The organism is Amycolatopsis camponoti (assembly GCF_902497555.1).
In the GTDB taxonomy this organism is placed as follows: Bacteria; Actinomycetota; Actinomycetes; order Mycobacteriales; family Pseudonocardiaceae; genus Amycolatopsis; species Amycolatopsis camponoti.
Map to the genome: position 1 here is coordinate 1,565,141 of NZ_CABVGP010000002.1, position 11,104 is coordinate 1,576,244.

General features: G+C 71.9%; 11 protein-coding genes. 6 read left to right on the forward strand and 5 right to left on the reverse strand.

The window, feature by feature from the left end:
- Positions 1–92 precede the first annotated feature (92 nt).
- Genes AA23TX_RS27990 through AA23TX_RS28005 form a run of 4 tightly spaced genes read right to left on the reverse strand, consistent with a single transcriptional unit; the run spans position 93 to position 3,247 of the window.
- On the reverse strand, positions 93–959 hold the full coding sequence (locus AA23TX_RS27990; RefSeq protein ID WP_155545796.1) for an NAD(P)-dependent oxidoreductase: 867 nt from the start codon (positions 957–959) through the stop codon (positions 93–95).
- Positions 956–1,819 (reverse strand): diaminopimelate epimerase, encoded by an 864-nt coding sequence (locus AA23TX_RS27995; protein ID WP_196425557.1) that lies wholly within the window; start codon positions 1,817–1,819, stop codon positions 956–958. Before AA23TX_RS27995 ends, AA23TX_RS27990 begins: the two co-directional genes overlap by 4 nt.
- Positions 1,800–2,858, reverse strand: coding sequence for an amidohydrolase family protein (locus AA23TX_RS28000; protein ID WP_155545798.1), 1,059 nt, complete (start codon positions 2,856–2,858; stop codon positions 1,800–1,802). The genes AA23TX_RS27995 and AA23TX_RS28000 overlap by 20 nt, the downstream gene beginning before the upstream one ends.
- Entirely contained in the window at positions 2,855–3,247 is a 393-nt protein-coding gene (locus AA23TX_RS28005; protein WP_155545799.1) for a SchA/CurD-like domain-containing protein, read from the reverse strand. The genes AA23TX_RS28000 and AA23TX_RS28005 overlap by 4 nt, the downstream gene beginning before the upstream one ends.
- 254 nt (positions 3,248–3,501) lie before the next feature.
- Between AA23TX_RS28005 and AA23TX_RS28010 the strand changes: the two genes are divergently transcribed.
- From AA23TX_RS28010 to AA23TX_RS28020, 3 genes are read left to right on the forward strand one after another with little or no spacing between them, the layout of a single operon-like run.
- A complete protein-coding gene (locus tag AA23TX_RS28010; RefSeq protein WP_155545800.1) occupies positions 3,502–5,262 on the forward strand; it encodes a non-ribosomal peptide synthetase in 1,761 nt (586 codons plus the stop codon).
- Complete coding sequence (locus AA23TX_RS28015; protein ID WP_155545801.1) at positions 5,259–6,482, forward strand: cytochrome P450; 1,224 nt, start codon at positions 5,259–5,261, stop codon at positions 6,480–6,482. The genes AA23TX_RS28010 and AA23TX_RS28015 overlap by 4 nt, the downstream gene beginning before the upstream one ends.
- Complete coding sequence (locus AA23TX_RS28020; RefSeq protein ID WP_155545802.1) at positions 6,479–7,243, forward strand: SDR family oxidoreductase; 765 nt, start codon at positions 6,479–6,481, stop codon at positions 7,241–7,243. Before AA23TX_RS28015 ends, AA23TX_RS28020 begins: the two co-directional genes overlap by 4 nt.
- On the opposite strand, the gene AA23TX_RS28025 is transcribed toward AA23TX_RS28020, so the two are convergent.
- The gene (locus AA23TX_RS28025) at positions 7,219–7,710 is read right to left on the reverse strand and encodes a MarR family winged helix-turn-helix transcriptional regulator (protein ID WP_230862731.1); all 492 of its coding nucleotides are present in this window, start codon (positions 7,708–7,710) and stop codon (positions 7,219–7,221) included. The two genes, AA23TX_RS28020 and AA23TX_RS28025, sit on opposite strands and share 25 nt — an antisense overlap.
- 75 nt (positions 7,711–7,785) lie before the next feature.
- On the opposite strand from AA23TX_RS28025, the gene AA23TX_RS28030 reads away from it, so the two are divergent.
- The 3 genes from AA23TX_RS28030 (at position 7,786) to AA23TX_RS28040 (ending at position 11,104) form a co-directional block, all read left to right on the forward strand.
- Positions 7,786–9,159 (forward strand): MFS transporter, encoded by a 1,374-nt coding sequence (locus AA23TX_RS28030; protein ID WP_155545803.1) that lies wholly within the window; start codon positions 7,786–7,788, stop codon positions 9,157–9,159.
- A gap of 140 nt (positions 9,160–9,299) precedes the next feature.
- Complete coding sequence (locus AA23TX_RS28035) at positions 9,300–9,785, forward strand: MarR family winged helix-turn-helix transcriptional regulator (protein ID WP_230862732.1); 486 nt, start codon at positions 9,300–9,302, stop codon at positions 9,783–9,785.
- A gap of 89 nt (positions 9,786–9,874) precedes the next feature.
- A complete protein-coding gene (locus tag AA23TX_RS28040) occupies positions 9,875–11,104 on the forward strand; it encodes a cytochrome P450 (RefSeq protein WP_196425558.1) in 1,230 nt (409 codons plus the stop codon).

An 11,104-nucleotide genomic window follows, 5' to 3' on the forward strand; every position in this document is an offset into this window, starting at 1 on the left:
CTTTCCCTCCGGTGCCTCCAGCCAACCTCGGGTGGCTGCGCGCGACCACGTGCTTGTGCCTGCAGGAATGCCGGAACTTCACCCACACCTGCTCAGGTGAGGACGACGGCCGCGTCCTTCTCGCCGTCTCCCCGCTCGGTCACCGCGGCGAACCGGCGCGCGGCGTGTGTCACCAAGTCGGCGTCGAGGCCGTGCTCACGCGCGGTCTGCCCGGCGAGCCGGAGGTCCTTGGCCATCAGGTCGGTCCGGAACGCCGCCGGCACCAGCCGGTCGTCGCGTACGAGCGCGGCCCGGAAGCTCAGCACCGGCGAGCTGAAGCCGCTGCCCGCGATCGCCTCGAGGAGCCGATCGCGGTCGACCCCGTCCGCGGCACCGATGTCGAGCGCTTCGGCCAGGCCAGCCAGTTGCACGCCGAGCAGGGCGTTGAACGCCAGCTTCGCGCTCGCGCCCGACCCGGTGGCGCCGATGTGCCAGGTGTGCTTGCCGATCGCACCGAGCAGGTCCGCCACCTTGGCGACGTCGGCTTCGTCGCCCGCGGCGAGCACGCGCACCTCGCCGGATCGCGCCTGGAACGGGTTGCCGATCAGGCAGGCTTCCACCCGGGACACCCCGGCTTCGGCGAGCCGTGCCGTGCATTCGCGGGAGAACTCCGGTGAGACGGTGGAGGCGTCGACGACCACCGCGCCCGGCTTGAGGCCGTGCACGGCGCCGTCGTCGCCGAACAGCACCTCGTCGACGGCCTCCGGCCCGCTGAGGCTGACCAGGACCGTGCCGGCGTCGGCGACGGCGGCCGCGGGCGTCGCCGCGAACCGCGCGCCGCGCTCGGTCAGCGGGCTCGCCTTCGCCTCGGTCCGGTTGAACACCGAGACCGGCCGGCCCGCGTCGAGCAGCCGGTGGGCGAGCCCCGACCCCATCGCGCCGAGGCCCAGGCACGCGATCGTGGTGTCCGGTCCGGTCATGACGGCTCCTTGTCGAGAGAGGTGATCCAGGTGGCGTCGAGGGTCCCCAGCGCGGCGACGCTGGCCGCGCCGGTGAACACGGTCTTGCCGTGGCCGCGGAGGGTGACCGACAGGGGCCCGGCGTCGGTGTCGACGACCGTCGTTCCCCAGGCGCCTTCCGCCCGCTGGCGGGCGGCCGCGGCGGCGCACACGGCCGTGCCGCACGAACGCATCTCGCCCGTGCCCGGTTCGTACACGCGGGTGCGCAGCCGACCGTCGGCCAGCACGTTGACCCAGGTGATGTCGAGGTCGGCGTCGCCGAACCCGGGGCCGGCCAGCACCGGCTCGGCCGACAGGTCGAGCGCCTCGACCGGCGTCGTCACGAAGCAGACGAGGTGCAGGTTGCCGAGCGAGATGACGCTGCCCGGGTACTCGCGCCCGCCCAGCCGGACCGACGACGAGCCGAGGAACTCCGGCGGCAGCAGCTCGATCGACGTCGTGCCGCGGTCGTCGATGACGGTCCGCTTCGCACCGACGCTGGTCCCGATCCACACCTCGCCCGGCGCGATCAGGCCGGCGTCGAGCAGGTAGCGCGCGATCAGCCCGAGCCCCGGCCCGCACATCGGCGCGACCGTGCCGTCCGGGTTGCGGCAGTCCATGAACCACTCGGCGTCGCCGGCCAGCGCCGGATCGGCGAACTCGGTGCGCACCAGGCGGAGCACGCCGTCGCCGCCGAGGCCGCGGTACCGGTCGCACAGGCCGCGCACGGCGTTCCCGGTCAGCCGGACGTCGTCGTCGGGATCGATCAGCAGCACGAAGTCGTTGCCACCGCAGAAGCCCTTCGCGTACCGCGGTCCCTGGTCAACCGCCGGCGGGGACACGGCGCTCCTCGGCGGACGCACGGGCCTCGAGGAAGTCCGTGAGGTCGAACAGCCGCAGCGCGTTCCCGGCGAGGATGTCCTCGGCCTCGGCTTCGCCGATCGGGAGGTCGCGCACGGCCTGGATCTTGTCCTCGAACTTGACCGGGATCGGCGGCGCGTCGGTGCCGAAGACGATGTGCCGGGCCCCGAGCAGGCGCAGGTTCGCCTCGTGCAGGCTGGGGTGGTCGAAGGTGGTGTCGACGTACAGGCGGCCCGCCAGCTCGCTGGGGCGCAGCGACGACGCGGTCCGGTGCAGCTCCGGCACCGGCGCGCCCGCGGCGTCGTCTTCTCCGCGGTTCTGGGTCGTGCGGTCGTCCCAGTGCCGGGGCCGGACCGCCCAGTCGATGCGGTCGGCGAACAGGCTGAAGGCGCCGCCGGAGTTCGCCGAGATGAAGTTGAGCGACGGGTGGCGTTCCAGCCGGCCGGACAGCACGAGGGCGGCGAGCCCGAGGGTCGCATCGCACGGCCGGCCGAAGATCTCCAGCAGGCCGTAGTTCGCGATGTCCCGGCAGCTCGCGGGCATCGGGCCGGCGTGCAGCAGGATCGGCACGCCGGCCTCTTCGGCCATGGCGAAGAAGTCGTCGGCGCGCGGGGAGTCGAGGTACTCGGCGTCCGCGCTGAAGTTCGCGATGAGCCCGACGAAACCGGGTTCGCGCAGGGTTTCCGCCGCGGCGGCGACGCTCCTCTCGTCGCCGAACACGTCGCAGTAGACGTAGGCGCGCAGGTTCCGCCACCACGTCTGCACGGTCTCGCCGAGCCAGTCGTGCAGCGCGCGCAGCTGGTCGAACGGCTGCTGGTAGCCGAACGGCTGCCGGTACCCGGCGAACCGGTCCGCGGGCGCCATGGTCCGCGCGCCGCTCGGGCTGCCGACGATGGTCAGCTCGATGCCGGCGGCCGCCTTGGCCTCGATCATGCCTTCCACGTCGACCAGGCTGCGGGGCATCGGGGCGCGCTCGGCCGCTTCCGCCGAGATGATGTGCCCGTGGACGTCGATGATCATCGTGCGATCGCTCCCGTCGGGTCCTGGGCGGGCTTGCGGAAGTACAGGCAGCGCATCGCGGAGTCCGCGAAGAACGTCCGGAACCCCTCGGGGGTGCTGAGGTCGGCGGGCTTCTCGAGGTACTGCTGCAGCGCGCGGTCGATCTCCGCGTGCGTCGACTCCATGGACTTCTGGCGCAGCAGTTCGGGCAGCGGGCCTTCGAACTCCATGACGCGCACGACGAGGTTGTCGCGCAGGAAAACGGCGGTCGCCAGCATGCGGCCGACCACGTTTCCGTCGTCGTCGGTTATTTGGAGCGAGTCCGGCGGGGGATAGCGGAGGAGCAAGTTCTCGACTTCGTTCCTGCATTCCCGGCGAAACGTCCAGGCTATCGCCGCAACCTGCGTCATCTGATCACCTCTTGGAGTTCCCGCGAGTTCTCGCAGCGGATCGGATCCGTGCCCCACTCAGGCAAGGATGGGCACGGCACACCCGGCTGGCCAGGAAATCGGGGCAACTGCCGCCGAAACTGCCGATCGGCGCCACTACTTCCGCCAGAACCACATGGCCGGGCTCTCCACCTGGTGTTTAGCTTTGGCGCGTGACGGTATCGAAAGACGAGGCGAGCACTGCCCACGACTTTCGTCGAGCGGCAGTCGGGCAAATGGCGAACGACGGCGTGCACCGCACCTTGCACGAATTGTGGGAGCACGCGGTGCGGGGGCACCGGCACCGCACCGCGCTGATCGCCGGCGGCGAAGTCCTTTCCTACGACGAGGTGAACACCCGGGCCAACCGGCTGGCGCGGCTGCTGGCCGACCACGGTGCCGGACCCGAGCGCGTGGTGGCGCTGGCGATGCCGCGGTCCGCGGCGATGGTGACGAGCGTGCTGGCCGTGGCGAAGGCCGGCGCGGCCTTCCTGCCCGCCGACCTCGCGTACCCGGCCGAGCGGGTCGCGCACATGCTGGCCGACGCCGCGCCGGTGGTGGTGTGCACGACGCGCGCCGGAGCTGCGGCATTGCCCGAAACGGGCGTGCCGCTGGTGGTCCTCGACGACGAAGGACCGGCTGGGGGGCTGGAGAAGCGCCCCGGCACGGACCTGACCGGCGGCGAGCGCACCGGCGGGGTGTCGGCGGCGAACCTGGCCTACGTCATCTACACCTCCGGCTCGACGGGCCGGCCCAAGGGGGTCGCGGTGACCCACGCCGGGCTGGCCGGGCTGGCGAGCGCGAAGGTCGCGGCGATGCGGGTCACCGAGGACAGCCGGGTCCTGCAGTTCGCGTCCCCGAGCTTCGACGCGTTCCTGACCGAGCTCCTGTCCGCGTTCACGGCCGGGGCCGCGCTGGTCGTCCCGTCGGCACCGACGCTGGCCGGCGAGGTGCTCAAGGCGGCGCTGCTGGACGGGCGCGTCACGCACGCGGTCCTGCCGCCGACCGCGGTCGCGACGCTGGCGCCCGAGGACTTCCCCGAACTGCGGACGCTCGTCGTCGCCGGCGAGGCGTGCCCGCCGGACCTCGTCGCGCGGTGGGCGCCGCACGTGCGGCTGCTCAACGCCTACGGGCCGACCGAGGGCACGGTGTGCGCCACCATGACCGGGCCGCTCTCGCCGGCCGAGCCGGTGACCATCGGCACCCCGATCGCCGGGGTCTCGGTGCACGTCCTCGACGCCGAGCTGCGGCCGGTGCCGGCCGGCGAGATCGGCGAGCTGTACCTCGGCGGCGCCGGGCTGGCGCGGGGCTACCTCGGCCGGCCGACGCTGACCGCCGAGCGGTTCGTCGCCGACCCGTTCTCGACGGCGGGCGCTCGCCTGTACCGCACCGGCGACCTCGGCTCGTGCCGCGCGGACGGCGCCATCGTGTTCCACGGCCGCGTCGACGACCAGGTCAAGCTCCGCGGGTTCCGCATCGAGCTCGGCGAGGTCGAAGCGGTGCTCACCCGGCACCCGAAGGTCGCCCGGGCCGCCGCGGTGGTCCGGGCCGACGAGGCCGGCGGCGGGCAGCTGGTCGTGCACGTGGTCCCGGCGAACGGGAGCACGCCCTCGCCGGACGAGCTGCGCGCGCACGCGAGGAAGTACCTGCCCGACCACATGGTCCCGGCCGCCTACCCGGCGCTGGCGGACCTGCCACTGTCGCCGAACGGGAAGGTCGACCGGACCGCGCTCCTCGAACGGGAGGTCCGGCCGCGCGCGGGCGGCCGGCCGCCCGAGACCTCCGCGGAGAAGGCGATCTACTCGATCTTCCTCGAGCTGTTCGAGGGCGCGCCGATCGACGTCGGCAGCAACTTCTTCGAACTCGGCGGGACCAGCATCCTCGCCATCGACGTGATCCTGCGTGCGCAGGAGGCCGGCCTGGAGCTCTCGCCGCGCAGCGTCATCGACAACCCGACCATCGAAGCGCTGGCCGCCGCCGCCCGGAGCGAAGCATGACGACCCGACCGATCGCCGACCCCGGCGCGCTCGAAGACCTCGACCTGGCCTCGCCGACGTTGCACGCCGAGTACGAATTGGGCGAGGTGTGGCGGCACCTGCGCGCCCACCACCCGGTCCACTGGCAGCCGCCGCGCGGGTCGCAACGCGGGTTCTGGGTGATCACCCGGTACGCCGACGTCAACCAGGTGTACCAGGACAAAGCGCATTTCGGGACCGAGAACGGCAACGCACTGGCCACGTTGCTGCACGGCGGGGACTCGGCGTCGGGGTCGATGCTGGCGGTGACCGACGGCGAGCGCCACGACAAGGTCCGCGGCGTGCTGAAGAGGGGCTTCTCCAAGCGGATGCTCGACCTCATCGGGCATTCGCTGCAGGAGACCGTGGACGGACTGCTGCGCGGCGCCCTCGAAAAGGGGGAGTGCGACGCGGCTCGGGACGTGTCGTCCAACGTCCCGCTCGGGGCGATCTGCGACCTGCTGGAGATCCCCGGAGACGACCGCAAGTACCTGCTCGACCTGACCGCGCACGCGTGGAGCTCGGACTACGCCGACGAGCCGCCCGAGGAGAGCTGGGTCGCCAAGAACGAGATCCTGCTGTACTTCAGCCGGCTGGCCAAGGCCCGCCGGGGCGCGACCGGCGACGACATGGTCACGCTGCTCGCCAACTGCCACATCGACGGGATGCCACTCAACCAGGCCGAACTCATGGCGAACTGCTACGGCCTGATGATCGGCGGCGACGAGACCGGCCGGCACGCGATCACCGGCACGATCCTGGCCCTGATCGAAAACCCCGGCCAGTGGCGGGCGCTCAAGAACGGCGACGTCGACCTGGCCACCGCGACCGAGGAAGCCCTGCGCTGGACGGTGCCGTCCCTGCACGGCGGCCGGACGGCGACCGCGGACGTCGTGGTCGGCGGCCGGGAGATCGCAGCCGGGGACGTGGTCAGCGTGTGGATCTCGTCGGCCAACCGGGACGGAACCGTGTTCGCCGACCCGGACCGGTTCGACCTCGCCCGGACCCCGAACCAGCACTTCACCTTCGCGTACGGGTCGCACTACTGCCTCGGGCACTACCTGGGACGGATGGAGGTCCGCGCGGTGCTCGACGGCCTGCGCCGGCTGGTGTCCGAAGTGGAGCAGACCGGTGAAGAGAAGTGGATCTACTCCAGCATCCTGCACGGGATGAGCTCGCTGCCGGTCAAGTTCACGGCATGAGCGCGCCGGAGTGCGCCGGGGCCGCCGCGGCGGTGGCCATCGTCACCGGTGCGGCGCGCGGCATCGGTGCGGTCACCGCGAAACTGCTCGCGGCCCGGGGTGTTTCGGTCGTCGCCGTCGACCGCGACGAGGGCGAGCTGGCCGGTACGGTGGCCGCGCTCGGCGGCACCGGCACCGGCATCGGCTGCGACGTCACCTCTTCTGATCAGGTGACGAGCATGGCGCGCCGGGCGGTGGGGGAGTTCGGGTACGTCGACGTCCTGGTGAACTGCGCCGGCGTCACCCGCGACCGGCTGCTGCTCACGATGACCGACGACGAGTGGGACGCCACAGTGGACGTCAACCTCGGCGGCACGATCCGCTGCTCGCGCATCGTCGGCGAGCACATGAAGCGGCGGCGCTCCGGGCACATCGTCAACTTCAGCTCCGTCGCCGCCGACGGCAACGCGGGCCAGGCGAACTACGCGACCGCGAAGGCCGCCATCACCGGCTTCACCCGGGCGCTCGCCGCGGAGTTCGGCCCGTTCGGCGTGACCGTCAACGCCGTCGCGCCGGGCTTCGTCGCGACGGCGATGGTGGACGACCTGGCCGACCGCCTCAACGTCGACCGGCAGGCGTTCCTCGACCGGGCCGGGGCGGCGACGGCGCTGGGCCGCGTCGCCTCGGCGGCGGACATCGCGGGCGTCGTGGCGTTCCTCGCTGGCCCGCGGTCGGGCTACGTCACCGGGCAGACCGTCTACGCGACCGGTGGTGACCGGTGATCGCCGGGTTCGGGTAGCCGGCCGGCGACATGGTCGCGCAGCCGGTCGAGCACGTCGAGCAGGGTGGCGCGTTCGGCGTCGCCGAGGATGCCGAAGGTCAGCTCGGCGTGCGCTTCGTGCAGGGCTTGGATCTCGCCGAGGTGCTCGTGGCCCTTGGCGGTGATCTCGAGCAGCGTCGAGCGGCGGTCGCCGGGATCGTGGCGCCGCTCGAGCAGGCCTTCCTCCTCCAGGCCGTCGACCAGGGACGTGATCGACCGGCCGGTGACCCCGAGGCGGTCCTTGAGGTCGCCCATCCGCGGGGTGCCGGCCTCGTCGACGGCGAGCATCAGCAACACGCGCGACGGGGACCAGCCCCGCTGCTGGTAGGGCTGCCCGGCGAACCGCCGCAGCGCGTGCGTGGTGCGCATGAGCGCGTCACCCAGCTGCGCCCCGGTCGGCGGGCCCGCCGGTGGTTTGTCGCTTGACACCCCCCGAGCATACCGGTAATCCTGACAAGCACAAATAACTCAGTCCGGATTGAAACTAATTTCAGGAGAGCGGGCATGGAAGCAACGGGGACGAGCACGGGCCCGCCGGGGACCGTCTCTCCGGGAAAGAAGAAGACGTGGTTCAGCCGCAACTACAAGTTGCAGATGGCCGGCGCGATCATCTCGGCACTGGGCACGTCCGCCGCGCCGGTCGCGATGGCGTTCGCGATCCTCGACACGGGCGGCTCGGGCACCGCGGTCGGCCTGGTGTCCGCGGCGGGCACGGTGCCCGCGGTGCTGTTCTTCGTGATCGGCGGGGTGGTGGCCGACCGGCTGCCGCGCCACCTGGTCATCGTCGCCACGAACCTGGTCAGCACGGTCGCCCAGGGGCTGTTCGCCCTGGTGGTGTTCCTGGATTCGATCAAGCTCTGGGAGCTGATCGCGTTCTCCGCCGCCAACGGGCTCGCGATGGCCTTCCGCATGCCGGCCACCGAAGGCCTGCTGATGCGCAGCGTCGGCCGGGAGAACGCCAGCAAGGCGTTCGCCATCTTCCGGACCGGCCTCAACGGCGCCCAGGTCGCCGGCGCCGCGCTCGGCGGCGTGCTGGTGTCCGCTTTCGGCCCGGGCTGGGTGCTCGCGATCGACTCGGCCACGTTCGCCTTGACGTCGTTGCTGGCCTTCGCGATGGTGGCCGAAGGGACGCTGCGCAAGCGGGAAGGCATGATCACCGAGCTGCGCGAAGGCTGGACCGAGTTCTCCAGCCGGAAGTGGCTGTGGAGCGTGACCGTGCAGTTCGGCGTCGTCAACGCCCTCGGCGTCGGGGCGTTCACGGTGCTCGGCGCGGTGGCCTCCGACCGTCAGCTCAACGGGGCGAGTGACTGGGGTTTCATCCTTTCCGCCGACGCGGTCGGCATGATCCTCGGCGGGTTGCTGATGGTGAAGCTGCGGCCGCAGCGGCTGCTGGTTTCCGGCGTCTCCGGCGCCGTGATGCTCGCCTTGCCGCTGGCGGCGTTCGCGGCCGGCGCGCCGCTGCTGGTGATCTGCGCGGCCTCGCTGCTCGGTGGTGTCGGTGTGGAGATCTTCACCGTCAACTGGATGACCACGCTGCGGCAGGAGATCCCGCACGAGAAGTTCTCGCGCATCGCCGCGTACGAGGCGCTCTGCTCGTTCGGCCTCACCCCGCTGGGCGCGGCCGGCGCGGGCCCGGCCGCGGACCGGTTCGGTCTCGGCCGGACGCTGTGGTTCGCGAGCGGGGCCATCGTCGTCACCACCGCCATGGTCCTCGCCTCGTCCGAGGTGCGGAAGGTCAAGCGCGCCCCGGACGACGGCACCCGCGGGCCCGGTGGGCCGTTCGGCGGTCCCGGCGGTCCCGGCGGTCCCGGCGGTCCTGGTGGACCAGGGGGACCCGGCGGTCCCGGCGGTCCTGGTGGGCCGCCCGGGCCCCGCTGACCGCCGTGCTGCCCGGTGCGACCCCAGGGCACCGGGCAGCACGCGGCTCTCCGACCGGCGGCGCGAGTGCATTCCGGTGCACCAGTCACAACCCGGATAGCTTTACTTTCGTCTATCCGGATTGCGTGTAGCCTGGGCGCGTGTCGAGCGAAAAGACGCCGGGATCTTCCCGGCCGGAGGGGCCGCCGACCGGGGCGCAGCTGGCCGATGCGCTGATGCGCACCACGCACGCGTTGCGCCGGTTCGCCGGGCAGCCGTATCAGCAGCGGGGCTGGTCCACATCCCGGGTTCTGCTGATGCTGGCCGTCGACGAGGCCGGCACCCCGCGGATGGGTGACCTCAAGGACCGGCTCGGCGTCACCGGCCGGTCGATCACGTCCCTCGTGGACGGCCTGGAGGACGAAGGGCTGCTCAAGCGGTGTGACGATCCCGGTGACCGTCGGTCGATCCGGCTCGAGATCACCGCCAAGGGCCACGAGCACCTGAGCGAGATCAAGGCGCTGCACGACGCCCACGCGGAGCTGACGTTCGGCATCCTCAGCGACGCCGAACGCACCACGCTGGTCGACGTGCTCGACCGGCTGCGCGACCACGTCGCCGGCCGGTTGCCCGAACCCGACCGGTAAAACGAACCGACAATTCCATACCGGCAGAAAACCCGCACTAATCACCATTCCCGTTGCTCGTGAGAATGAATCGTGCTCATGATGTCGGCATGGTTGATTCGATCGCGATCACGGCCGATCTTTCCGATCCGGAATTCCTGCAAAACCCCTATCCCGCCCTGGCCCGGCTCCGGCGCGAAACCCCGGTCGCGCGTGTCCGGACCGCGTTCGGGTTCGACGCCTGGCTGCTGACGGAGTACGAACTCGTCCGGGAGTCGCTCGCCGACCCGCGGCTGGTCCGCAACGTGCCGGGGGAGGTGGACCCGATCCGGCAGGGGATCCCCGGCGGCGGAGCCGCGGTGGCCGGCCGCGACTTCGTCCCGCCCAGCGTCCTCGACACCGTCGACCCGCCGGAGCACACGCGGCTGCGCGCGCTCGTCCAGCCGGCCTTCACCAGCCACCGGGTCGACGGGCTCGTCGGCCGGATCGAGACCGTGGTCGCGCCCCTGGTCGACGAACTCGCCGGGACGCCGGAGTGGGACGTCATCCCGCGGATCGCCTACCGCCTTCCCCTGGCGGTGATCGGGGACCTGCTCGGTGCACCGCGGGGCGACGACCTGGAACTGATGCGGATCACCGCCGGCTTGCTCGCGGAGGACACCGACGAGGACAGCTTCATGGCGCACCGCGTCGCGCTGCACTCGCTGCGCGACTACCTGGTCGCGCTCATCGCCGAGAAGCGCCGGCAACCCGGTCCGGACCTGACCAGCACCCTCGCCGAAGCCGTGCCGGCGTCGGACGAGGTGGCCGGGTACGAACTGGTTTCGCTGCTGGTCAACATCGTCGTGGCCGGCTACGTGACCACGGGCAACATGATCGGCAGCGGGGTGGCCGCCCTGCTGACGCACCCCGATCAACTGGCCCTGCTCCGCGAGGACCGCGGGCACATCCCCTCGGCGGTCGAAGAGTTCGGGCGCATCGAGGCACCGTTCACCTCGGTACTGGCCTTCGCCGCGGAGGACCTGGCGTACGGCGAGGTCGCGATCGAGCGCGGTGACGCCGTGATCGCCTCGCTGACCGCGGCGAACCGCGACCCCGCCCGGTTCGCCGACCCCGACCGGTTCGACATCACGCGCACCGACCACGGACAGCTCGCCTACAGCCGCGGCATCCACCGCTGCCTCGGCAGCCACCTCGCGCGCGTGGAGCTCGCGGTCTTCCTCAAGCTGCTCCTCGACCGCTTCCCGGTGCTGGAGCTGGACTGCGCCCCGGAAGACCTGCGGTGGCGGGCCATCGGCGAGATCCGCGGGCTGCGGGCCGTGCCGGTCCGCACGGCCTGA